This window comes from Asinibacterium sp. OR53 (assembly GCF_000515315.1).
GTDB lineage: Bacteria > Bacteroidota > Bacteroidia > Chitinophagales > Chitinophagaceae > Sediminibacterium.
On record NZ_KI911562.1, the window covers coordinates 2,149,039 to 2,174,558 of the forward strand.

Annotated in this window: 23 protein-coding genes; 21 read left to right on the top strand and 2 right to left on the bottom strand. The window is 36.8% G+C overall.

What is annotated here, in order from left to right:
* Positions 1–10: 10 nt before the first annotated feature.
* A complete protein-coding gene (locus SEDOR53_RS0109565; protein WP_026769522.1) occupies positions 11–1,708 on the bottom strand; it encodes a DUF262 domain-containing protein in 1,698 nt (565 codons plus the stop codon).
* A 244-nt stretch (positions 1,709–1,952) separates the two neighbouring features.
* Between SEDOR53_RS0109565 and SEDOR53_RS17635 the strand changes: the two genes are divergently transcribed.
* The 12 genes from SEDOR53_RS17635 to SEDOR53_RS0109625 all read left to right on the top strand — a co-directional run bounded on the left by SEDOR53_RS17635 (position 1,953) and on the right by SEDOR53_RS0109625 (position 16,355).
* Positions 1,953–2,459 carry a gamma-glutamylcyclotransferase family protein gene (locus SEDOR53_RS17635; RefSeq protein WP_037360949.1) on the top strand — a complete coding sequence of 169 codons (507 nt, stop codon included), beginning with the start codon at positions 1,953–1,955 and terminating at the stop codon, positions 2,457–2,459.
* 541 nt (positions 2,460–3,000) lie between these two features.
* Positions 3,001–3,402: a single-stranded DNA-binding protein gene (locus tag SEDOR53_RS17640; RefSeq protein ID WP_037360952.1), complete on the top strand. Its 402-nt coding sequence runs from the start codon at positions 3,001–3,003 to the stop codon at positions 3,400–3,402.
* Between the two features lie 66 nt (positions 3,403–3,468).
* On the top strand, positions 3,469–4,503 hold the full coding sequence (locus SEDOR53_RS0109580; RefSeq protein ID WP_026769523.1) for a DUF932 domain-containing protein: 1,035 nt from the start codon (positions 3,469–3,471) through the stop codon (positions 4,501–4,503).
* A 145-nt stretch (positions 4,504–4,648) separates the two neighbouring features.
* Positions 4,649–5,212 (top strand): Crp/Fnr family transcriptional regulator, encoded by a 564-nt coding sequence (locus SEDOR53_RS0109585; RefSeq protein ID WP_026769524.1) that lies wholly within the window; start codon positions 4,649–4,651, stop codon positions 5,210–5,212.
* Between the two features lie 66 nt (positions 5,213–5,278).
* Positions 5,279–6,385 (top strand): MBL fold metallo-hydrolase, encoded by a 1,107-nt coding sequence (locus SEDOR53_RS0109590; protein ID WP_037360958.1) that lies wholly within the window; start codon positions 5,279–5,281, stop codon positions 6,383–6,385.
* Positions 6,385–7,635, top strand: a complete 1,251-nt coding sequence (locus SEDOR53_RS17645) for an MFS transporter (protein WP_037360961.1) — start codon at positions 6,385–6,387, stop codon at positions 7,633–7,635. The genes SEDOR53_RS0109590 and SEDOR53_RS17645 overlap by 1 nt, the downstream gene beginning before the upstream one ends.
* 201 nt (positions 7,636–7,836) lie before the next feature.
* Entirely contained in the window at positions 7,837–8,310 is a 474-nt protein-coding gene (locus SEDOR53_RS0109600) for a RadC family protein (protein ID WP_026769526.1), read from the top strand.
* A gap of 55 nt (positions 8,311–8,365) precedes the next feature.
* Positions 8,366–9,829, top strand: coding sequence for a DUF3375 domain-containing protein (locus SEDOR53_RS0109605; protein ID WP_026769527.1), 1,464 nt, complete (start codon positions 8,366–8,368; stop codon positions 9,827–9,829).
* Position 9,830: 1 nt separating this feature from the next.
* Positions 9,831–10,427: a DUF4194 domain-containing protein gene (locus tag SEDOR53_RS0109610; protein WP_026769528.1), complete on the top strand. Its 597-nt coding sequence runs from the start codon at positions 9,831–9,833 to the stop codon at positions 10,425–10,427.
* On the top strand, positions 10,405–13,803 hold the full coding sequence (locus SEDOR53_RS0109615) for an ATP-binding protein (protein ID WP_026769529.1): 3,399 nt from the start codon (positions 10,405–10,407) through the stop codon (positions 13,801–13,803). Before SEDOR53_RS0109610 ends, SEDOR53_RS0109615 begins: the two co-directional genes overlap by 23 nt.
* Entirely contained in the window at positions 13,800–14,945 is a 1,146-nt protein-coding gene (locus SEDOR53_RS0109620; protein WP_026769530.1) for a DUF3322 and DUF2220 domain-containing protein, read from the top strand. The genes SEDOR53_RS0109615 and SEDOR53_RS0109620 overlap by 4 nt, the downstream gene beginning before the upstream one ends.
* Entirely contained in the window at positions 14,946–16,355 is a 1,410-nt protein-coding gene (locus SEDOR53_RS0109625) for a hypothetical protein (protein ID WP_026769531.1), read from the top strand.
* A gap of 3 nt (positions 16,356–16,358) precedes the next feature.
* Here the strand turns inward: SEDOR53_RS0109625 and SEDOR53_RS0109630 are convergent, their stop codons facing one another.
* Positions 16,359–16,643: a hypothetical protein gene (locus SEDOR53_RS0109630; protein ID WP_026769532.1), complete on the bottom strand. Its 285-nt coding sequence runs from the start codon at positions 16,641–16,643 to the stop codon at positions 16,359–16,361.
* 252 nt (positions 16,644–16,895) lie between these two features.
* Between SEDOR53_RS0109630 and SEDOR53_RS0109635 the strand changes: the two genes are divergently transcribed.
* The 9 genes from SEDOR53_RS0109635 to SEDOR53_RS0109675 all read left to right on the top strand — a co-directional run bounded on the left by SEDOR53_RS0109635 (position 16,896) and on the right by SEDOR53_RS0109675 (position 25,493).
* Complete coding sequence (locus tag SEDOR53_RS0109635; protein ID WP_026769533.1) at positions 16,896–17,291, top strand: hypothetical protein; 396 nt, start codon at positions 16,896–16,898, stop codon at positions 17,289–17,291.
* Positions 17,276–18,547 carry a relaxase/mobilization nuclease domain-containing protein gene (locus SEDOR53_RS0109640; protein ID WP_026769534.1) on the top strand — a complete coding sequence of 424 codons (1,272 nt, stop codon included), beginning with the start codon at positions 17,276–17,278 and terminating at the stop codon, positions 18,545–18,547. Before SEDOR53_RS0109635 ends, SEDOR53_RS0109640 begins: the two co-directional genes overlap by 16 nt.
* Positions 18,548–18,563: 16 nt before the next feature.
* The gene (gene mobC / locus SEDOR53_RS0109645) at positions 18,564–20,522 is read left to right on the top strand and encodes a conjugal transfer protein MobC (protein ID WP_026769535.1); all 1,959 of its coding nucleotides are present in this window, start codon (positions 18,564–18,566) and stop codon (positions 20,520–20,522) included.
* Positions 20,523–20,634: 112 nt separating this feature from the next.
* On the top strand, positions 20,635–21,507 hold the full coding sequence (locus tag SEDOR53_RS17650; protein WP_037360968.1) for an AAA family ATPase: 873 nt from the start codon (positions 20,635–20,637) through the stop codon (positions 21,505–21,507).
* Entirely contained in the window at positions 21,504–21,971 is a 468-nt protein-coding gene (locus SEDOR53_RS0109655; RefSeq protein WP_026769536.1) for a hypothetical protein, read from the top strand. Before SEDOR53_RS17650 ends, SEDOR53_RS0109655 begins: the two co-directional genes overlap by 4 nt.
* Position 21,972: 1 nt before the next feature.
* The gene (locus SEDOR53_RS0109660) at positions 21,973–22,476 is read left to right on the top strand and encodes a hypothetical protein (protein ID WP_026769537.1); all 504 of its coding nucleotides are present in this window, start codon (positions 21,973–21,975) and stop codon (positions 22,474–22,476) included.
* Positions 22,458–23,354: a CBASS oligonucleotide cyclase gene (locus tag SEDOR53_RS0109665; RefSeq protein WP_198018867.1), complete on the top strand. Its 897-nt coding sequence runs from the start codon at positions 22,458–22,460 to the stop codon at positions 23,352–23,354. The genes SEDOR53_RS0109660 and SEDOR53_RS0109665 overlap by 19 nt, the downstream gene beginning before the upstream one ends.
* Before the next feature lie 9 nt (positions 23,355–23,363).
* Positions 23,364–24,851, top strand: a complete 1,488-nt coding sequence (locus tag SEDOR53_RS0109670; protein ID WP_026769539.1) for an SAVED domain-containing protein — start codon at positions 23,364–23,366, stop codon at positions 24,849–24,851.
* A gap of 3 nt (positions 24,852–24,854) precedes the next feature.
* A complete protein-coding gene (locus tag SEDOR53_RS0109675; RefSeq protein WP_026769540.1) occupies positions 24,855–25,493 on the top strand; it encodes a LexA family transcriptional regulator in 639 nt (212 codons plus the stop codon).
* Positions 25,494–25,520 lie beyond the last annotated feature (27 nt).

The window sequence follows — 25,520 nt, forward strand, 5'->3', positions numbered from 1 at the left end:
ATTCTAAAAGCTATTTCAAGTGTGTCAAAATGGAATTCAAAATCAGGTTTGCTCTTGCCTCAGCAAAGTCTTCAAATTTATCTTCCGTCCATAGCGTTTCATCAGCAGGAATTAAATGCCGTTTTACAAAGGCAGCTTTATCATTTACATGATTATTAATCCAATCCCCGAACGGACTTGCATTTTTTAATCCCCGGTTAGTGCTGAAATCTATCAGTTGAAAGTTTTTGATGCTGTTGATTTTTGATGATTCAACTTTTAATGACTCTAATATTGATTTAGGCATGATGTGGTCAATATCATTTATCCTGATAGTCTGTCCCCTGTCGTACATAAGATAATAAACAAATGAATTTTCTAATTCATCGAGATTATATATAGTATATGTTCTCGTAAATGTTATTGGGTGGTCAGTATAAACCTGAAACAATTCATCGGTGGGAAAATCTTTGTTTTTATAGTGCTGCATCTTATCCAATAGTTTACGGATGCCAGTTTTGTAGGGTATCCAGCCTGCACCTTTACTTTTGAAAACTCCGTTTATAAGTGAATGATAAATCCACCTTTCCATTTTGGGATGCTCCGTGTTTTTAGCATCAAAATTTGCAAAGAATTTTTCCAATTCCACAACGCTTATCGGCTTATGAAAAAGATGATAGGCGATAAAAAACAACGGAATAAAGGAACGGTTACCATCTTTATAGTAATAATATAATTTTGAATTAATGAGAAAATCTTTAAGACATTTCAGAGTTACTTTAATCCTTTCTCTGTTTTTTATAGCGAATTGTGCATCGGCTGCTTCAATCGCAGCCATCTCCTTTTTGTGATTGTCCTGCAACAGAAATATTAACTTGATAAGGTTGTCCTGTGTTAATCCTATTTCTTCATAGCTCTTTAATGTTTCTTCCAAAAAGCCTTCCATTTCCCATTCAAAACCTTTGAGCACAGATGCTACCAAATCAAAAGAAGAAAGCTTGGTGCCACCATCATTTAATCTTCTGAAAAGTTCCACTATTCTTTGCTTATTGGTTATTTCATCAAATGATTTATTTACCGATACTTTTGAAATGCCAAGACAATCTGCTGTTAATGTATTCTTGTAAAAAGCCTTTATATTTTTTTCAGCATGTCTTATCTGAATGGTATCCTGAATATTTAGTGCCTTAATTATTTCCTCGGCCACCTGGTCTTCATCGTTGGTATCTTTTAGTCTTTTAAGTAATGAACTGGCGAGATACCAGTTGTGTTCAGGTATTGTTCTATCCTCATTTCCCTTTGATTGCCTGGGCAGTTTACTCTCTTCTTTCTCAAACTTAAATTCAAATTCCGTATTATAATCGCTGTACAAATCAAAGTACAAAACCTTACCATTGAAACTTCCTTTCAATCCGATATAGAAAGATTGCAATCGCTGCTGCCCATCAATAACGAAATGCTGTAATTGAGTTAGAGAATCCACTTGCCTTGAATTAATAATGCCACCATCTTTTGTAAAAGAACGGTAATTAAACAACGGCTTGCTTCCTTTTTCTTCCTCAATTACCATTATACCCCCAAAGGAATCTCCTTTCAAGAGTGTATCAAACAGTAATTCCATTTTTTCCTCATCCCAAACCAGTCGCCTTTGAATTACGGGGAGAACAAATTTATCTTCTTCGATTTCATTTATTACGTCCGATATTTTATAAGATTTCCATATAGCCATAAACAGTTAGTTAGTGAACTGCTAATTTAGACTGATTTTCTTAATTATCGGGGAGACCCGGCACAGTCCTTCTGCCTTTCCAACAATTATCCTTTAATATAACAGATGGCAGAACCACTGTGCCGGACAATAAAATCTGGAATTGAGTTTGGCTATCGGCAGATTTACATTACCTGTCCTGCCAAACACAATTCCAGACAATCAAGGATGCAATGTAAATTTGTGTTCTAAATTTGAATGCTATATGTTGATTTTTGCTTACGGCTCTAATATGAATCTGAACAGACTTTCACAAAGAGTTCCTTCAGCAAAGAAGGTTTCCAACGCATTTCTTCCGGGATATAAATTAGTGTGCAATAAGGTTAGTAAAAAAGACGGGTCTGCGAAAGCGAATATTATTAAGACTGATAATCTTGCCGATTTGGTTTGGGGAGTGTTGTTTACCATTGATAGTAATGAAAAATCGCAGCTTGATAAAGCAGAAGGTTTAGGTATGGGTTATCATGAGGACAATTTGACTTTTTTTTATGACGCCGGCAATGCTTACACTGCCCAGGTTTATATTGCCGATAGTAAATCCATAGATAACACTTTGCTTCCCTATGACTGGTATAAAGAGTTTATAGTAACCGGTGCCATCCAGAATAAATTACCTGAAGGATATATTTCACAGCTACAAGCTATTGCCTGCATTTGTGACCCTGATGAAGAAAGAAGAACGAAAAACTATTGTATTATTTCAGGTAAGTAATATTTTTTGTTTACCAGCTTATAATTCTTTGTTCATCTTCTGTTGCGACGCTCCGTTCATCGTTCTGTTCTTCTATCAGCAAAGACCCGGTGCAGTACACCCGTCTTATTTCTTTTCCGCCTCCGGCAAATAAGCCGTGAGAACTGCACCGGATAAAAATATTGGGAATTGAGATTGCTTCATTCTTCAGCAAACACAATTCCAGACACTCAAATCACATAGCCTTTTCAACTTTCATTTCTTTTCCCTTCTCTCAAAGACACAACAAACAGTTATAACCTGTTTTGTAAGAAAATGGGCAAAAGCGAAAGCGAAGCTATGCGGCTACGACAATGACTTATCAAAGTGCAAAAAGACTACGGCATAAACAAGAATATACCACACTACTTAAGATTTTATTTATTCCGTTTCCTTTTTGCTTCCATGCAGCCGCCTTATTATAATGCTTTCTTTTTTTCCATTTTTTCTTTTACAAAACATTTTTTTTCATCAGCAGAACACAATTAAACAATCATTTTTTAAACATTTAAAATTTCATGTTATGGAAATCATCGGCAGAATTACCGCAGATGCGACAGTGAACGAAACAAAAGCAGGGAAAAAGGTGGTGAACTTTTCTATTGCTATTAATGACACTTACAAAACAAAAGACAGCAGCGAAGTACAGAAGATTGTAACCTATGTAAACTGTGCTTACTGGATTAACCCCGGTATTGCAAAGTATTTAATTAAGGGTGGTTTGGTTGAATGTGCAGGCAGGATTGGTGTAAATGCTTACACCAGCAAAGACGGCGAAGTAAAAGCCAGCCTTACATTTCATGTAAACAGTATTAAGCTGCATGGAAAGCCAAATGGCGGCAGCAGTACACCTGCGCCGGTTGTGCCAATGAACACAGCACCAGCCGCAGCACTTTCACAAGTTGCAGACGATTTACCATTTTAATCAATCAGGCATCCTGTCAAATGGCAGGATGCTTTTCATTTTTTAATCAAACAAAAATTTACAACTATGGCACACAATATTAATTTTAATGAGCAGACAGGTAAACACAGTTTCTTTTCAGTAAAAGAAAAAGCATGGCACGGTTTGGGGCAGATTGTACAGGACTATCCCAACAGCAAAGAAGCATTGCAATTTGCAGGACTTGATTTTGAAGTGGTGAAAAGACCTAATACACATAAATTGGATGATGGCACAGAAATCATTTCTACAAGTTCATTCTATACTTACCGTCCTGATGCAGGTGCAATTTTAGGCGACCGCTTAGGCAAGGATTATGAAGTGGTACAGAATGCAGATGCGTTCAGTTTTTTTGACGCCATTGTTGAAGGTGATGGCATACAATACGAAACTGCAGGTGCATTGGGCAAGGGTGAAAAGATATTTATTACTGCAAAACTTCCAGGCTACATTAAAGTAGGTAACGACGATATGATTGAAAAGTATTTATTCCTTACTACTTCACATGATGGATTTGGCAGCATCATGGCAGCGTTTACACCTGTAAGGATAGTTTGTAACAATACTCTTAATGCCGCTTTGAGAAACTGTACAAACGCCATTAAAATCCGTCACACTGCCAATGTAAAAGAAAGGCTGGAGCAGGCACACAAAGTAATGGGAATATCAAACCAGCTTTCAATACAATTAGAAGGAATTTTTAATCAGTGGGCAAAGGTTCGTATCACCGATAAAGAAGTACAGAAACTGATCCAACTTGCAATGGTTCCCAACAAAGAAGTATTGCAAAACATTGAAAAAGGTGAACTGGATGAGCTAAGCACCTGCTTTAAAAATATGTGTGATGATGTATATGAATATCAAATGAGCAGCCCTTCACAATTTTTGGAAACAACAAAGGGAACCGTGTTTGGTGCATACAATGCCATTACTGGTTATTTTCAGAATGTAAGGAATTACAAAGATGATGAAGCAAAAATGAAATCGTTATTGTATGGCGGTACGGCACAATTAAGAACGCAAAAGGCTTTTCAGCTTTGTGAGAGTTTTGTAAGAGCAGAGTTTGCAGGTAACTGGAGTTAATTATTAGACAAGGGGCATTGCAAAATGCCCCTTAAACTTCTAAAAAAGCTGCCCCGCAACATTGAAGCAGAGCTTATAAAATGGCGGGGCAGCTTGTTTTTTTTGTTGGATTATACTAAAGTATATTTACAGGGCTTAATAGTGTATGCAAAAACTCTTTCAATATTTTAGAAAATTCAACCCCCTTTCAAAAGAAGCGGAGAATGCAATTGCTGAAATATGCAGTATTGTAACTATCAAAAGAAATAAAGACCTGCAACCAATAGGCCACACATGTAAAACAATTTATTTCATAAATAAGGGAGTGGCAAGAATTTATTATTTCAAAGACGGTATAGATATAACAGAGAGTTTTTCTTTTGAAAATAGTATCATTGCAAGGGTGGAAAGTCTATTTACCGGCAAGCCAAGCCGCAAAGCAATACAAATACTGGAAGACGCTGAAGTGGTTGCCATCAATGCCAATCAACTATTTAAACTTTACGATACTTTTCCGGAGATTGAAAGATTGTTTCGAAAAATATTTGAAGTTGCTTATGTAGAAACGGTGAACCGTATTGAAGGTATGCAATTTCACTCCGCAGAAGAAAGATACAATGCCCTGTTGAACGAAGCCCCTAACGTATTAATGAGAGTTCCGCTAAAGTACGTCGCCTCTTATCTCGGAATCACACAGGTAAGCCTTAGCCGCATAAGGGCACAGCACTGATTTTTTATCTTATGTTAAAAGAATAGCCATTTGCAGCTCTCACCTTTGTGATACCAAACATCACAAATGGCAGAAGCGAAAAAAATTGCTACCAATACACTTTGCAGTTGGCTGGAAACAGGCCAGCCCGTTTCCATTCTTGATATACGACCATTAGCAGAACGGATGGAATGGTATATACCCGGCAGCATACATTTTGATGCTTACGATAAACTGAAGAAAAACGATACAGATGCATTGAATGGCCTGCATCTTGACAAAGCTATTCCGGTTGTTACTTTTTGTGCAGGCGGCAGAATGAGTTTGGTTGCTTCTAAAATACTGCAAGCACAGGGCTACAATGTTTTTTCATTAGATGCTGGGATGAAAGGATGGAGCCTTGCATGGAATACTGCTGAACTTGCTTTTGATAGCTTTACAATAATACAATTCAGAAGAACAGGTAAAGGCTGTTTATCTTACCTTATAATTTCACAAAATGAAGCAATGATAATAGATGCTTCATTAGATACAGAAGCCTATGAAAAATATTTGTTGTCTGAAAAAACAGTTTTAAAATATGTGGCAGAAACCCACATTCATGCCGACCATCTTTCAAGGTCAAAACAATTAGCAGATAAAAACAAGGTTTCGCTTTTCCTTCCAATGCCCAACAAGGTGAGTTTTACTTTTGAACCAGTAACTGAGGCTGTTGCTTTTCAACTTGGGAATATCTCCATCAAAACAATACAAACTCCCGGCCATACCATAGAAAGCACCAGCTACCTGGTTGATGATAGAGTATTGCTTACAGGGGATACACTATTTATTAACGGAGTTGGCAGGCCAGACCTGAAAGCAAATAATGAAGAAGCAATCCAGAAATCAAAGTTGCTTTATAACTCTTTGCAGAAGTTGTTAACGATGGATGAAAATATAATTGTGCTACCAGCACACACAAACCAACCAGTAGATTTTAATAACAAACCCATTCAAACAACAATTGGCAGCATCAAACAAAATGTTACCATACTGCAACTAAACGAGGAGGAATTTATCAGAACAATTCAACAGCGTATTCCACCAACACCAGCCAACTACTTAGCGATAATAGAAAAAAATATCAGCGGTGATTTCAGTGATATAAATCCGGTTGATTTAGAAGCCGGAGCAAATCGTTGTGCTATTTCATAATGCAACAGAAAGTAAACATACAATTAGGATTAAAAGCAAACTGGAAACAGTTTTGGCTATTGATATTCATCAATGCATTGGTAGGCGGCATGATAGGATTAGAAAGAACATTGTTACCTGAAATAGCAGAAAAGGAGTTTCATCTTACATCTGCCTCAATTATTTTATCCTTCATTATTGTATTTGGTTTATTCAAAGCATTCACCAATTACTTCACCGGAGCTTTAGCAAACCGATTTGGCAGAAAGAAGTTATTGTTAGCTGGTTGGCTAATCGGTATTCCTGTTCCCATTATTTTAATGCTTGCTGATAATTGGAATTGGATAATAGTTGCCAATATTCTTTTAGGCATCAATCAGGGTTTAACATGGAGCAGTACGGTAGTAATGAAAATTGATTTGGTAGGTGAAAAAGAAAGAGGCTTTGCAATGGGTTTAAATGAATTTGCAGGATATGGAATGTTAGGTATTGTGGCATTTGTTACCAGTAATATTGCAGCCAGTTATGGGTTAAGGCCCTATCCGTTTATCATCGGAATTGTATTTGTTATTGCAGGCACACTGTTATCCTGGCTTTTTATAAAAGATACAAGCGGCCATGTAAAAGAGGAAGCAGAACAAAACGGAAGTATTCCACCATTAAAAAATGTATTTGCAGAAACATCATGGCGTAATAAAAATTTAGGCTCTGTAACACAGGCAGGCTTAGTTAACAACCTGAACGATGCAATGATTTGGGGAATAATGCCGGTGCTGCTGGCACAAAGAGGATTCAGCATTGAGCAAATAGGAATAATAACAGCGGTTTACCCGGCAGTGTGGGGATTAGGTCAGTTAGTAACAGGAAAATTAGCAGACATTTATTGCAAAAGAGATTTATTGTTTTGGGGAATGTTATTGCAGGGCATTGCCATCATACTAATTATATTTTCAAGCAGCAGTATTCATTACATTACTATCGCAGTTATTTTGGGAATTGGAACAGCCATTGTTTATCCAACTTTTCTTTCTGCTATTGCGGAAGATACCAACCCACAACAAAGAGCAAAGAGTTTAGGCGTATTCAGATTTTGGAGAGACTTAGGATATGTGGTTGGTGCATTGCTGACTGGAGTATTCACTGACCTTTTTAGTATAAACTTTTCAATAGCAGTTATTGGTATTTTAACGGTTATTTCATCGGTTATTATTATTTACCGGATGCACTGCAAAAAAGCAGGGAAGAGTTTCCTTAAAAGTTTTCAGAATTGATTTACAACATTGATAGTTTTTCTTAATTAATTCCTGCACAAAGTTCTCCTTTTGTCTCCGTGGCGGCAATGAAATTCCGGCATAAAGAAAACTGTTCCTGCATTATTTCAGATACGATTTATTCCGTTGCTTCATTGCCTTAGTCGCCAAAAGGCGGATATGGTTCCATAATTAATTTTTAAAAAATTAAAATGAAATGTTATGGAACAGTTAGCAATGCAATTTCCGGAATGGACAAGAGTAGCTGAAGTGGAATTGATTTATAAAACAACGGTAAAGCCATCCCAACGGCCAAAGATTAACAGCGTTAAAGATTGCTATGAATTATTAAAAGAATTATGGAATGAAAACACCATCGAGATGCAGGAGGAATTTAAAGTACTACTATTAAACAGAGGCAACAAAGTAATTGGTGTTTATGAAGCATCTGCAGGCGGTTTAACAGGTACTGTAGCCGACCCAAGATTGATTCTTGCTGCTGCCATTAAAAGTCTTGCTGTAAGTATTATTCTTTCGCACAATCACCCTTCAGGAAATCTGAAGCCAAGCCGGGCAGATGAAGAATTAACCCAAAAGATAAAATTCGCCGCTGCATACCATGATATAAAAGTGATAGACCACATTATTATTACCAGTGAAGGATATTGCAGTTTTGCTGAGGAAGGGCTTTTATAGCCTCTTTAAAGCATTATGCTTCATTTCTTTAGCCTAAATATCTTATTTTAGAGGTATGACCTTTGAGGAAATACTTGTACAGTTTAAAACAGCAAAACCGCTATTGCTGATGAGGGCAAAAAATGCCCCGTTCATTATTTCCTTTTTTCATAAGGTTTTTGCAGATGCCAATATTACCACCATTACTAATAGTGAATTACGGAGCAAACTGGAAGGCTATATGGAAGAGCTTTCTTATGAAGAAAAGGACGAAGAATTGGAAGCCGGGACTCTATTTGACGATTTTTCTGTACGGGCAGCCCAATACATTGATAAGTGGAGTAATAGTGGCTTTCTTAGTAAGTATCCAAACGATGATGGTGAAGACTTACATGAATTGACTTCCGATACAAGAAAAGTATTAAAATGGTTGGGGGATTTAGAAAAGAGAAGTCATGTAGGAACCAACAGCCGCTTTAAAGACATTTTCTTCAAACTTCAGAAAATGATTGAACAAACCAACGAAGATGCAGAAGCAAGAGTTGAAGAACTGCAAAAGAAAAAATGGGAAATAGAAAATGAAATAAACCTGCTGAAATCCGGAAAGAAACCATCTGTATTTGACGAGACAGAGATTAAAGAACAGTTCTACGACTTAAATAAAATGGCAAGGGAGTTACTCTCAGACTTTAGCGAAGTAGAACAAAACTTTGAACAAATTCGTAAAGACATACAACGAAAGTATAATGAAAAAGATGTAGCCAAGGGTACATTACTGGTATTTGCTCTTGATGCTCTTGACGAAATAGAACAAAAACCACAAGGTAAAAGTTTCAAAGCATTCTGGGAATTTTTAATGGATGAAAGAAGGCAGCAGGAATTTTCACAGCTTACAGAAAGGCTGTATCAATTATTGAATGAACAAGGTATTGACTATAATAACGACAGGTTTTTAAAACACCTGAAACGTTACCTGCATGTATCAGGAAGAAAAGTAATTGACTCCAATCGTAAACTGAGTGAAAAAATAAGCAGGGTACTTTCTGAAAAAAATCTGCTGGAAAGAAGAAGGGCTATGGAGCTTATTGGCGATATACGACAAATGGCATATACACTAATTGAAATGAAAATTAAAGAAGATGATTTTATAGTTATTGAAGATGAGCCATACATTAATCTTTTTGACAGATGGGAACCCGGAGAGGAAAAGGATGATGTTACAGACATACTGTTTCCGGATGGTACGAATGAGGAAGGCGAAGCGGATTTTAAACTTCTTTTTGACCAGTTTACCATTGACAAAAAGAAATTACAGCTACGTATTGACAGGATGCTGGAAAATAAAACCCAGGTTACGCTTAAGGAAATTGTAGATGAGTATGGAGTTGAAAATGGATTAAGCGAAATAGTCGGTTATTTTTCAATAGCCACTTCGGGTTCACATCACTTGATTATTGAAGAAGCAAAAGAGCCGATATTAATCGGCGAAAGAAAAATAAATGTGCCGATGGTAATATATACAAGGCCACAAATAAATTAATATGGAAACAAAAATTCCAAGAGCCCCATTTGCCGCAGTAATCATTAAGCTGTTACAAGGGCCAGTATATGCAGATGACAAAAATATCTGGCGGGAATTGCAAGCCTGGTCATCAGCCATACAGGAGTATTTTGGCAAAATAGGTATGACCCTTGAAATTGCTGACCAGGATGGTTTTGCAAGAATTATACAACCGGAAGCCGGAGAAAATGATGAAACTCCTTTGCCAAGGTTAATGAGAAAACAATCCCTTACTTATGAAGCCACCCTGCTGGCTGTCATTCTCCGGGAAGGGTTGGAAGAATTTGACATCAAAAGTGATGGCACTAAGTTCTACCTCACACAAAAAGAAATTAAAGAGCGGATAGAATTGTTTTATAAGGAGCAGCCCAACAAAAGTAAATTATGGAAAGACCTGTCAAGGCCAATTACCAGTCTACTCAATATTGGAATTTTGAAATTAAACCGTGAGGATGCCGCCAATAAGGATAACAACCAATATGAAATCAAAAGGATTATCAAGGCATTTATAAGTAATGATAAATTGGAGGAAATTAAGAATAAGTTAAGCAACTATGTCAACCCTGTTCAGCAATAATCAGTCAGACAATGGCTACCGGTTAAGATACCTGGAAGTATTTAACTGGGGCACATTTAATGGCAAAGTTTATAAACTACAGCCTGATGGCCGTACGTCCCTGCTTACAGGGGCAAACGGCAGTGGCAAAACAACATTGATTGATGCCCTGCTCACCCTACTTGTGCCAACTCATAAACGCTTTTATAATCAGTCATCCGGAGCCGAATCAAAAAAGGAAAGGGACGAAAACTCCTATTTCTGGGGTTATCATGGAAAAATATTTTCTGAAGCAAATCAAAAAGCAGATACTGAACAACTACGTACCAAAGCAGATAATCCTTATTCGGTTTTGCTTGCCTGCTTTCAAAACTCCGGTACACAACATACCATTTCATTGGTACAAGTACGATGGTTTGGTAATGGCGGGTTGCAAAAGATATTTATAGTTTCCCCTTATCCACTTACTATCACAGAGCACTTTGGCAAAGACCATTTTGATTTTAAAGGTGATTGGAAGAAGAAATTAGTAAAGCAATATGCCAAAACAGAAATTTATAACAGCTTTAAAGAATATGCAGCAAGGTTTAGTGAACTGTTTGGATTAAGAGACAAAGCATTGTCACTTTTTAGCCAAACGGTAGGCATTAAAGTGCTGGGTGATTTAACAAATTTTATTCGCCAGGAAATGCTGGAAGAAGCTGAAGCCGAAGAGCAGTTTAAAAGCCTGCATACTCATTACAGCGATTTATTGATAAGTCATAAAGCTATTCAGAAAGATGAGAAGCAGCTTGAATTACTGGCTCCCGTAATTCAAAACAAACAGAAGCTTGATGATTTACGAATTAAAAAACAAAAGCTGGATTTTGTAGAAGAGCAAATGCCTTTCTTTCTTGGCAAAATAGAATATGAGTTATTGGAGAAAGATGTTGACAGGTTGGTACTGGATATTGAAATAGCACAAAAAGATAAAGAATTTATTTCTACGTCAGTTGATACACTTGATAAAGAAAAAGAACAGTTGATTACGCAAAGGGCTGCATTAAATATTGACAGTCAAATTTCTCTCCTAAATAAGGATATTGATACAGAGACAGACAAAAGAAATAGAAAAAGTGCAGAAAGTAGCCGTTACACTGGTTATTGCGAACAGTTAAAATTGGATACTCAAATTGATGAGTCAGTCTTTTGGGTTAATTATGGAAAAATTCAGGAACTAAATACATCTGTTCCGGCGGAAATAGAAAAACTTTCAGAAAAGAAAGTACGATTGAATATTGAACAAGAAAGTAAAGAGATTAAAATAGAAAATTTGCAGCAACAGATTACTTCGCTGTTGGCAAGAAAAAATCGCATACCAGACGACCTGATTAATGCAAGAAAACGACTTATAAACATACTCGAAACCACTGAAGAGGAACTTCCATTTGTAGGCGAATTAATTAAAGTAAAAATAACAGAACAGCTTTGGGAAGATTCAATTGAAAAATTGTTGCACAATTTCTCCATGCAACTGTTGGTTCCTGAAAAATTCAGTAAAGCAGCAAACCAATTCATTTATAATAATGATATGCAGACAAAACTGGTATATCAAAAAATGGAACAAAGACCATCTAATAGTATTGTTCGCTGGCCTGCAGATGATGATGCCCTGGCAAATAAATTGGAACTAAAAGAATCAGCCCATACCAAATGGCTTGAAACTACCCTGCTTGACAGGTTCAATTATTACTGTACAGATGATTTGGAAGTTTTCTATGGTTCGCCAAAAGCCATTACTTCTAATGGGCTGATGAGAAACGTAAACCGGCACGAAAAAGATGACCGACCGGGACGATGGAACAAATCAAAATACAGGCTTGGTTGGGATAATAAAGCAACCATCCAATATCTTCAGCAACAGAAGTATAATGAAGAAAAGTTACATACTAAACTGTCTGACGAAATTAAAGAACTAACACCCCATATTGTTGCTGTGCAGGCAAAGCGTCAAACCATTTCCAATCTCATACTTATAAAAAACTACAATGAAATAAACTGGGCACAACATGCCGAAAAGATTAATAATTTAAACAAGCAGGTACAGGATTTAAAAAAATCTTCTGATGCGTATGAGCTGATTGTAAATCAACTTAAAGAAGTAGAAAAGAACTTAAAGCAGGCAAATGATAAAAGGGACAACCTTATTACTAAACTGAGTAAACTAGACGATGAATACAATAAAAAGAATCTACGTAAACTGAGCCTGAACTTTGAAGATTTGCAGGAAGCTGGCGAAAAAGAAATTCTCTTCTTTCTTACTGAAGAAGAAATTTCTTTTTCGGATATTAAAACGCTTGCTCAGTTTGAAAACCTGATGACACAGGCTGCTATCAAATTAAAAGGAAGACAAAAATCAGCCGGGGCTGCAGTGAATAAGCTTGAACTGGAGACTACTTCTTTAATTGCTGCATTTAAAAATCCCGGAGAAAAAATTACTAATGAGTTTGCCAATTGGAGCGGTGATGTAATGAACATCAGCGGCGACCTTACCGGGCTTGCTGACCTGGAAGAATTATATAAAACTATACAGACCCAAAGATTGGTTGAGCATAAGCGAAGATTCAGGGACTATATGGATAAAAGTATGCTGGATGCATTAACAAGTTACCGGGCATGGCTCAATAATGAATTAAGTAAAATTGAAGACATGATTGAGGAACTGAATGTGCCATTGAAAAAAATAACATTTAACCGCAATCCTGATACTTATTTGCAATTGGAGTGCAGGCAGCTAAGGGGAGAAAATGAAATAAATATATTCAGAGGTCAATTGAACGCAGCCATCCCAAACACACTTGATTTTGCTACTCAGAAAGACGAAAATTACCGGCTTGAAGTATTCAACAAAATAAAAGAATTAATCACAGAATTGCAGACTGAGGAGACATGGAGACGAAAAGTAACAGATGTTAGAAACTGGCTTTTATTCAGTGCCAGAGAATATTCGGCGGTGGATAATAAGGTCGGTCAATATCATGATAATACCGCCAGCTATTCTGGAGGGCAAAAAGCACAGTTCACCTACGCAATCTTAGGAGCAGCTATTGCACACCAGTTTGGTATTTTTCAACAAGGTAAACAACATAAGAGCCTTCGGTTTATTACGGTAGATGAAGCTTTTAGCAAATTAGACCCTGAGAAAAGCCAGTTCCTAATGGAATTTTGTGCACAGTTGAATCTTCAAATATTAGTGGTTACTCCTTTGGATAAAATCAATATTGCTGAACCCTACATCAATGCTGTTCATTTTGTAGAAATAAAAAACAAGAAAAATTCTGTGTTGTATAACCTTACAATGGAGCAGTATTATGAAAAGAAAGAGAGCTTTAAACAATTAGCCGAACTCAAAGAATGATTACGCCAAAAGAACTATTTCAAAAGTCAGATAAACAGTTTTTTAAAACTGTAAAATCCATTCTTAATGGTGAAGTAGTATTTCCATTATCAATTCCAGCCAATAAAAGTATTTCCGGCACCAATTTCAGTGAGTTGAAAGCTGCCATTGTTCCGTTATACCAGCAATCAAAAGAAGTTAAAGGCAAAGGCTATTCCGTAGAATGGACACTGAAAACAATTGAGGGCACAAAACAAAAACTGCCAGCTAAAATCTATTTTGAAACGTTAGTTGATTATCTTTTTTATACCAACAGGATAGCTGATTATTCAGCTATTGAAAAAGCATTTCACTTACTGATAGAATCATTTCCGGGATTAACGCAATGGGCAAAAGATAATAGCCCTTTCTTGCTACATCAGGTTGCCAATATGCCGGATTTAATAAAAGTCTGCAGATATTTTTATCAGAATAATCCACCGCATAATTTGTATCTGAGAGAACTCCCTATTGAAGTACACTCAAAATTTATTGAGGACAACACAGCAGCTTTGAAGAAGCTATTGGACAATATTTTACCGCAGGATTGGATAAACAAAAGTGAAACAGATTTTTCAGGACGTTACTTGGTAAAGAAACCCAATGTATATGCACAAATAAGGCTATTAGATGATAGCTTGAAGCATATAATAGGATTTGATGAATTGGCATTAACGATTGACGATTCTGCTTTGCTAAACTGGCAACCTGAAAAAGTATTTATTATTGAAAACAAAGCCTGCTTTCTGTCTTTTCCTAAAGTAAAAAATTCGGTGGCAATTTTTGGTGAAGGCTTTAAAAGCCGTGTAAGTAAACACATTCCCTGGCTGGCTAAGGCAGAATTATTTTGCTGGTTTGACCTTGATGCCGCCGGGTTTGAAATGCTGAATATTATACGGCGGCATTACCCTTCAGCCATGAGTTTACTGATGGATGAAAAAACATATCATCAGTTTAGCCAGTTTTCGGTTACTTCCACATACAGAAAGCTATTGTTAGACAAGCTAAATGCTGATGAATTAAAACTGTATGACTTCTTGCAAGTAAATAACAAAAGATTAGAGCAAGAGCGCATAACACAGGCACATATACAATCTGAACTATTGAAAATGCGGTTGCTTTAAATGCCTGAAATCTATAAACATATCATACAGGAGATTCAGCTAATTGAATACCTTGCAAAAATAAAGAAAGTAAGGATAGCTATTGGCAAAAAAACGAAGGAGAAAACCGGCTATTTAAAGAAGCTTAAACCCAAAGGGTTTGTTCTGGAAGTTTCATCATTTGATTATTTGCATTTAGATACCGGAGACCATGTAAAGCCAGCAGTTTCAGGAAAAAATATACAGTTTAAAGTTACCGAAGCTTTCATCTCCAATAAAGGTGCTTCATTTACACCAAACAGCCGTAGCCATAACATCAAGATTAAGATACATGATTTTAAAAGTAAAAGCAGCCGTTCTAAAACAACGTATTATTTCAGAAAAGTTATACCAATAAAAACATTATTTCATTTTCATAATATTATAGCCGACCAATTATACGGGCATGATGGCGGTGTAAGCACAAGAGGACTTGTTAAGTTAGAAGTTTGCTCAAAAAGCCTCCATGTATTTGAAGTTGAACATAACAAGAAAAGATACCTTGTTATGGATTGCCTGGACAAACTTACTATTGATGATTTTTCAAAAATAACATGGTCTGTTTCTGTTGCACTTGGCTATCTTACAGGGCATCTGTTGCAGGATGAAGAATATACTTTTTATTACCGAACTAAAGAGCACAGAAGGCAGGTTAATTATGAATATTCACAGAGCAGGGATAGTATCAAATCATTTTATACCCCTGTAAATGCAAATCCATACTCATGGGCAAAAAGAAATAAAACTGCCGATTTTTACTATGGCAAGATTACAGAAATAACGCCGGTTCAACTTTCAACACTTTGCAATCTGATTCATAAGGAAGATGATATTAAAGCAATTGTATTGCTTATTACGGAAAGTATAAGCCGGTCATTGTTATTAATGCCTGCAGGGCTATCAGTAGCTCTCGAAGGTTTATCGGATTTTTTTTGGTCAAAAAACATGGAAACTATGAAGCCAATAAAAGATGCAGGCTTGACATCTTCATTTAAAAAAGAACTTATTACAACACTTGAGAAATATAAGGAAATGGAGGGCTTTAGTGGTTATGAAATTATGCTTTCAAAAATTACAAATATTAATTCGCCTACAAACAGGGAAAAGCTTAAAAGTCCCTTTACAGTTTTGAATATTTTATTAACCCCGATTGATGAAGAAGTAATTGAATATCGAAACGACTTTCTGCATGGGAATATTAATTTAAATGTAAGGAAAGGAAAGAAAAAGTATACGATGGATAGCTTTGAAATTTCTATGCGGCTCTTAACTCTTTTAAATATGATTCTTATGAAAATGGCCGGGTATGAAGGCTATATTATTAATCATGCTAAAACCCAGGAGCAGGGCTTAAAAAAGATAATAAACGAAGAGTATTACCGGGAGATTTAGCTTTTATAACTGCTCCTCATAAATGCTTATGGCAGTTTTTATTTCAAGAAATAATTGGGTTTGAGCAGTGTCTGTATTTTCGCCCAAATTATACCAATTACCTTCCTTAGTACGGTACAATTTAAAGGTTTCGGATGTGCCTTTTTTGGTAAAAGAATATTCATCCAAAAGTGCTACTACAGCACCTAAAACATTCTTCATTTCATATGGCTGAATGGTGTATAAATAACAGTTTCCATTATCCAGTATCAGTTCCTTTCCAAATACATTCTTTAACGCATCTCTCATACTGCAAGTATAAACAAAAAACAGTTGTGCCTGACTAAATTTTAGCCATGCAAACAACAATACTGGTACAGAATTTACACCAGTTTCACTATGAATTTGCAGGGGTATAAAATATTTTCAACGGATAGATTTTTTAAGGGCATAATGTGCCGTGTCTTGCACATGGCAAGATGTACAAACGTTATACGTTTGGGGCATCTTGCCCTTCACTCCGGAGTCGTTTCGGGGTATTGAAACAGAAAACTTAAAATCATGAAGAAGTTAGAAAGCGAGGTGAGGAAGAAAATGGTGGTAGTTCGGATGAATGAAACGGAGTTCAGCCAGCTTGAAAAATTCCAGCAAAAAACTACCGAGAAAGATACGAGCAGTTACCTGCGAAAAGTTGCATTGCAAAAACCTGTTACCGTAAAATACAGAAATGAAAGTGCCGATGATTTTTTATTAGACATGCTAAACCTGAAAAAAGAACTCAATGCTATCGGCAATAATTTTAACCAGGCGGTACACAAACTCCATATCCTTGATAAGATACCTGAGTTCAGGGTTTGGGTGCAGCAGTATAATGGTTTACAAAAAGTATTAATCAGCAAAGTGGAAGAAATCAAATTACGGATGAATCAACTCTATGAGCAATGGTTGCAAAAATAACGATACCAAAAAGCATAGAAGCTGCATTGAACTACAACGAAAAGAAAGTGCAGAAAGGTAATGCCGTGTGCCTTCATGCAGCCAACTATCTGAAAGATGCCAAGCAAATGAATTTTTATCAAAAGCTTGTCGGCTTTGAAAGGCTAAACAGTTTGAATGAAAGGGCAACTACAAAAACACTGCATGTATCTCTCAACTTTGCATCTTCAGAAAAGCTATCAGAAAACAAGTTGCAGCATATAGCAAATGAGTACATGCAAAAGATTGGTTTTGGAGAACAGCCATACCTTGTTTACAAACATGAAGATGCAGGGCATCCGCATATTCACATTGTAAGCACTACTATTAAATCCGATGGTAGCAGGATTAACACCCACAACATCGGCAGAAACCAAAGTGAAAAAGCAAGAAAAGAAATTGAGCAAACTTATGGGTTGGTAAAAGCAGAAAGACAACAACAATTAAGAAGCCCCGGCATCAAACCAGTTGATGTGCAAAAAGTGGTTTATGGAAAGGATGAAACCAAAAGAAGTATTTCAAATGTGGTGGGTGTAGTATTCAGTCAATACAAATTTGCTTCATTGCCAGAATTTAATGCTGCTTTAAAACAATTTAATGTAGTTGCAGACAGAGGAAAAGAAGAAGGCAAGATTTATAAAAACCGTGGATTGGTGTATCGCATTTTGGATGCCACTGGAAATAAAGTGGGTGTTCCCATCAAAGCAAGTTCAATTTCCTGCAAACCGATATTGTATAACCTGGAGAAGAAATTTACTGCCAATGAAACAGCTAAAGAATCTTTGAAACCATTTGTAAAGATTAAACTTGATGATTGTCTTTCCCAATCACCATCAACCATGAAGGAATTGGTAGAATATTTAAAGCAGAAAAATATCTACACCCTGCTTCGCCAAAATGCAGAAGGAAGATTGTACGGTATCACTTTTGTTGACAATCAAAACAAGGTGGTTTTTAATGGCAGTGATTTAGGCAAAGGCTATAGTGCAGTGGCCTTGCAAAGCAGGTTGGCAACACCAAATGAAAAATCGCAGACACAAGATGAAACAAAAGGCAGTGGTTCCGGTGGTTTTGTTCAAAAAGAAATGGTGCAGCAAAAACAACAGGGTAAAACGATTCCTGTCACTACAAAAACGGAAAGCCTATTGGATGTGCTGCTGTCCACCAAAGAACAATACGAAAACACACCCTACAGCCTGCTTAAAAAGAAACGGAAAAAGAAGAAACCAAATTTGTAAAATGTAAAACAATGTTATGTCACACACGGGGGAGAATGAACAGGGGCTGCGGAAAATAGTTGACCTTACAAGATTTGCCAGCATCTTTATTTTGCTGCTGCATTTTTATTATTACTGCTATGTGGCGTTTGAGCAGTGGGAAATTAAAAGCACCATCACCGACAGGCTGATGAAAAATATTTCCAACACTGGTTTATTCAGCAATCAGCTTACATCAAAGTTTATGGCATTGGGGCTGCTGGTTATTTCATTATTTGGTGCACAGGGCAAAAAAGATGAAAAGATAAACTGGAAAAGCATCGCAGCTTATTTACTAATTGGGTTGCTGCTTTATTTTTCAAGCCAGTTGTTTTTCAAACTACAATACGATGTGCAGACGGTTGCCATTGTTTATATCACCGCCACCGGTATTGGCTTTTTACTGATACTGGCTGGTGGTAATTTACTCAGCCGTTTAATCAAATTAAATTTAGGTGATGATGTCTTCAATTCACTCAACGAAACTTTTCCGCAGGAAGAAAGGCTTATCTCAAATGAATATTCCATCAATCTGCCTGCCCGGTATAATTTAAAAAACAGGGTTAGAAAAAGTTGGATAAATATCATTAACCCATTCAGGGGTTTATTAGTAATTGGCAGTCCCGGCTCCGGTAAAAGCTGGTTTGTTATTCAGCATGTAATAAAACAGCACATTGAAAAAGGCTTTGCCATGTTCGTTTATGATTTTAAGTATGATGACCTGAGCAAGATTGTTTACAACTGGCTGCAGCAAAACAAACACAACTATTCTGTAAAGCCATCTTTCTACGTTATCAACTTTGATAACCTTTCTGTATCGCACCGCTGCAATCCGCTTGACCCAAACAGTATGAATGATATTACCGATGCAACAGAAAGTGCAAGAACTATATTGTTAGGATTGAACAGAGAATGGATAAACAAGCAGGGAGATTTCTTTGTGGAATCACCCATCAATTTTGTTACGGCTGTCATTTGGTTTCTGCGAAAATATGCCGATGGAAAATACTGCACCCTGCCGCATGTAATAGAACTGATGCAGGCAGAGTATGATGAATTGTTTCCGGTGCTGAACACACAACCGGAAATTGAAGTGCTGGTAAATCCTTTCATTACCGCTTACCAAAACGATGCTATGGAACAATTAGAAGGGCAAGTGGCTTCAGCAAAAATTGGTATGGCAAGGCTTGCGGCGCCGCAGTTGTATTGGGTACTGAGTGGCAATGATTTTACGTTGGACATTAATAATCCAAAGCATCCTAAAATTGTTTGTGTGGGCAACAACCCGGAGAAACAGCAGATTTATGGTGCTGTGTTGTCATTGTATGTTTCCCGGTTGGTGAGGCAAGTAAACAAAAAAGGTATGCAGAAATGCAGTTTGGTATTTGATGAGTTCCCTACCATCTACTTCAACAATATTGACAGCCTGATTGCCACAGCAAGAAGTAATAAAGTTGCCACTACTCTCGCCATGCAGGATTTTAGCCAGCTCAAAAAAGATTATGGCAGGGAACAGGCCGATGTGATTGTAAATATTACCGGCAACATTATCAGTGGCCAGGTGATGGGTGAAACTTCTAAACTGCTAAGTGAAAGGTTTGGAAAAATAATGCAGGACAGGCAGAGTGTTTCCATAAACCGTATGGATACTTCCATCAGTCACTCCAAACAATTAGATGCTGCCATACCCGCCAGTAAAATCGCCGCCCTTTCTTCCGGTGAGTTTGTGGGCATGGTTGCCGATGACCCATTGGAAAAAATAAAACTCAAAATGTTTCATTCCGAAATTATCAATGACCATGAAAAACTAAATGCAGAAGTGAGTAACTACCGGGATATTCCTGTAGTCTCCAATGTTGCCCAACAGCAAGTGCTGGACAATTACTACCAGGTGAAGATGGATATTAAGCGGTTGATTGGGGAGGAAGTGGGGAGGTTGAAGGCAATAAACAATTGATTTTCAGTGAGTATTGCCATTATCCACAATTTCTTTATAAATACTTGATTTGTATATCAATACATTTCGTCAAATTTGTGTCAAATTAATTGACGGTATAAAATACTTATAAATGCAGGATAAAGGAATACTTGATTTAAGAAAATTACCAAGCGATGAATTTGAAGAATTGTGGAAACGAATTGTTTTACCCGATAATATAAAAACTCAACTGCAAGCCCAGGTAATTCTTGAGCTTACTCTTCGTACACAGATAAAATCAAAAGCTGCAGTTCCATTGCACGGTATAATCTTATTAGTTGGCCCTCCCGGCACTGGAAAAACATCAATTGCGAAAGGGGTTGCTTCTGCTGCAGTTTCTAAATTGAATAATGCAAAGGTCACTTTCATTGAAGTAGAACCTCATAATTTAAGCAGTTCAGCACTTGGTAAAAGCCAAAGAGAGATAAGAAGGTTTTTAGAGGAGGTGGTCACTGAACATGCAGGGCAGGGCCCACTGATTGTTTTATTAGATGAGGTTGAAACTTTAGTTGCAGATAGAAGCAAAATGAGCATGGAAGCGAACCCCGTTGATGTACATAGGGCAACGGATGCGATGCTTGCCGGGCTTGATAATTTAGCCGCAAGATTTCCACAATTACTTTTTATAGCTACAAGCAATTTTGAAGGGGCACTTGACCCAGCCTTTATCTCAAGGGCAGATTTAGTGTTACGGATTGACAAACCATCAAGAGAGGCCTGTGAAGAAATATTAAAAGATACATTAACTGCTTTTTCGGAAAAATGGACGGAGGTGAAAAAATTAATTTCCGACTCCAAATTTCAAAAAGTAATTGATGAGGCTGAAGGTTTGGATGGCAGGCAAATTAGGAAAGCCGTTATTGGGGCGTTAACCCTAAGTATTGATACGGTTTTAAATCCGGCATTGCTAACCAATCAAATGTTATTAAAGTCTTTGAAACAAGCCAAAACTGTAAAAATATGAGTGTAGTAGCAAGAAGATTTTCCTCAAGTCCGGCAAGAATACCATCTGCAACCTGGGAAGCAATAGTGAATGTAATTACTGTTGATTCTGATGATGCCAAAACCCAGCTTAACAGTATTGCTGGAATAGTATCTTCCCTTATTGCAGACGAAACACCGCTAAAAGATGCAATCACTATAATCGGCAATGGCCCAAGGGTTAGGCTTTATTGTCTTTACGGCGATGATGCAATAAGTGACGAATCAAATGAAAGCTCCTTATCATTTAATCCATTTCATGGCGAATGGGAAATTTATTTTCCCGTACATGAGGCAGATTTGAATTGGGTAACCAAGGCTCTAAAAGAAAAAAACAGCCGGTTTAAAACTTATAAAACCGGGGATAAAATTGAAGATGAAAGAAATGACGAAGATAAAAAATCAAATTTCACACAATTAACAATAAACGCAGATAAATTTAAATAGAATGGCAAGTTCAGTTACCGTATATACTTATACACACAGCGTTACTTATGTAACACAAAAAATGCTTAGTTCAATTAAACAAATTATTTTGGATATTGGATTAGACCCTGCAAAGTTTGCAAGTGATTTTAATATCTATGATGTTGGCGTAAGAACCTGGCTTGAATCAAAACATTTGAAACAGGCCGTATTAGAAGTGGCCAGTTCTTCTGGCTCATTAGTTACCAGATGTGATTTTACAATTGATTATTGCTACTCAAGTGGCGAAGGCTCAATGTGGGTTGATACAGATGCGATAAAGTTTGCCATTAAGAAACTTGGAGTTATTCCAAGCACCTGCACTTACAGGGTAATTCTTAGTGTGTCTGCAGGTGCACCGCATGTTGATGGATGGAGTGATTGTAATTTTTTATCAACAGACGGTTTTGTTAAACAAAATTTAGGAACAACTATTGGCACAAATTCAATCGGTACACAAGCCGGTTATTGGAGGAAAGCATCATGATAACAACAAGTGAAGCATTTAAGAAATTCAAATCACGCCTTGAATTAAGAGAGGCAGAGCAAAAGGATGCAAGCAGGTTACAGAAAGAAATCCGTGAGCACATCGGGAATAATTTTAGCATTAAAAACGATTTTCTTACCGGCTCCTATGGGCGGCATACGAAAACAAGGCCTTTAAAGGATGTAGATATTTTCTTTGTACTTGATAAAGAGAAAGAAAAGAAATACCTGACTGACCCATTATTGGTTCTATCAGATTTTAAAAAATGTCTTGCGAAAAAATATGGTGAATCAAAAGTTTCAATAGGCAGAAGGTCTGTCGGTATTGATATTGCATTAGGCACAACAGAAGAAGATAAAGTATTAAGTATTGATGCCGTACCCGCTTTTGAAGTAAGTAATTACTATCAAATTTCTGATAATGTTTTGTGCGATTGGATTAAAACCGACCCTCAAATACATGCTGAAAAAGCAACAGAGGCAAATAAGGCTTTTGACGGCGAATGGAAACCGATGGTGAAAATGATTAAAAAGTGGAATGAAACGCAAGGTAAACCAATCAAGCCCTCTTTTTTAATAGAAGTAATGGCTATGCAAATTTTATATCCTCCATTCTCTGGGGGCTATGTATATGAACTGAAAAGTTTTTTTGCTACGGCGTTTGACAGAATTGGTGAAACGTGGAATGACCCGGCAGGCTTAGGTTCTCCTGTTTCTGACCAGATGGATGCATCAAAAATTACCACAGCAAGACAGAAGTTATCTGAAGTTGGAAAGTTTATTGACCAGGCAGTATTGTTGGAGAAACAAGGCAACCAGGGCGGCGCTCTTCGTATCTGGCGGGATAACATTTTTGGTGATATGTTTCCACTCTCATAAAAAAAGCTAATGGCAACTGAAAATAAAAAGAAATCAAAACCCATATTTTCTCTCTTGTCTCCACAAGCAACTGGAGGCATCATCGGGGGTGATGGGTATTCTTATCAGGATAGATATATTGTTTGCAATATCCCCAAGTGGATTTCGGACCCATCTTTTGTGAAGTTAATGCCCGAAGGAACCGGTGATGTTGATGTCGTTTTTTTAGGTAATAGGAAACATTTTTATGACCATATCCAGGTAAAAAACCATTTGGTTACAAACGCTGAATTTGCAGGGGTAATCAAAACGTTTCACCAAATTAGTATTGGCATCAAAAAAACTTACCGCAACTTTTACTTAGCCTGCCCAAATGTAAGTGCGGATATTAAGTCACTGTATAAAAAAATTGATAGGTATACCGAAGCTAAAAAACTTTATACTGGTTCAGCTCTCAAAGCCCTAAAGTCAACCGAAAAAGAGTTAAAGGTGGGCTTTGCAAAATTGAAACTACAAAAATATTATTCGTATATACTTAATCATGTCAAGCTTGATATTGGTAAATATGATTTTGGGGACAATACAACCTGTAAACATCAGTTTGTAAGCTACCTGATTCAACATCCAAAATATCAAAAGAAGGTTTTTTCAATATTGAGCAATGCTTACTCTCATCTTATCGAGCAAATTTTCTCAAACAGAAGTAAGGTATTTACTCACCAACAATTACACAAAATAATTGGCGATGCTATTACTGGCAGAAGAGTGGGTTTTAAATCGAATGTAATCCATATTCATAATTGGGAGAAAGGACTGTATGAACCCAAAGCTAATGTTACTATTGACTGGGTACAATATTTTGATAGACCAACTAAGAAAGTACCTGATTCAAAACTTTGGAATGAAACTCTCATTCCTGAATTAGTTACTCTTAAGAATAAATTAGCTGCAAAAACAGCAAGCCGCCATATTACTTTCAGGGGCAAATGTGCTTTATCTACCGGTATATCACTCGGTATGATATTCCCCGAAATTGGTAATTGGACTTTTGAATTACTGCAACCTCCGCAAACAGAATCCTGGAGGTCGGATGCCGAAAGAAAAATATCATATAAACCGATTTATACAGAAATAAATCCAACCACAGTAGGAATAAAATCAAACGGTGATGAATTAGCTGTAGTATTCAATATTACCGGTAAGGCATTAACAGATGTTGCCGACTTCTTCAAAAGTACCGGTACGCCGCTAAAAAAAATCATTTCTTTACAGCCAGAATCAACACCTGGCAACTTCTCAATTAAAAATGATTCAGAAGCTGTAGCTTTGGCAAGTGCGTCAAAAGATATTATCAAGAGCATGATTAATAAGTATAAATCAAAGAAGACTCACCTATTTTACTTTGGTCCATTTGGGTTGGCTGTTTTTTTAGGTCAAAAGCTTACATCGGTTGGCGCTATTCAGTTATATGAGTTTCAAGACCCAGGATATAACCCTTCTTGTTTATTAAAATCCTGATTTATGCACACCATTCAACAAAAGCTATTAAGGCTTGCTGATACGTACAATATCGGCAATATGTCATTAAGGGATGTCGCTAAGATTATTGATGTACCTCATCCGCAAATTGTTAAACATCATTTAGAGCAATTAGAAAGAAGAGGATTAATAGAATGGGACAGGGAAAATAAAACAATAAGCAAAAAATCCGCCGGTATATCCTCTAACTCGGATTTTAATATAGTCCCGGTCTTAGGGGCTGCAAATTGTGGACATGCCGATATTTATGCTGATGAAAGAATTGAAGGGCATATCAAAGTATCCAGCTTTCTTTTGAAAAACAGAAAATCAGTTTTTGCAATAAAAGCAGTGGGCGCTTCAATGAATCAAGCTAATATTAATGGAAGAAATATTGAGGATGGAGACTATGTAATCATAGATGCCACAGATAAAAATGTCACAAGCAATGACTATGTACTTTCTGTAATTGATGAAATGGCTAACATAAAGAAAATCATCATAGACCATCAGAATAGCCAAGTATGTTTAGTTTCAGAGTCGTCGCATCAATATCCTCCAATTTATATTCATGAGTCAGAGGCTTCGAAATATTTTGTTAGTGGCAAAGTAATTCAAGTAATAAAGCAAGCAAATATTTAGTTTTAGTGGCTACCAAATTTATTGGTT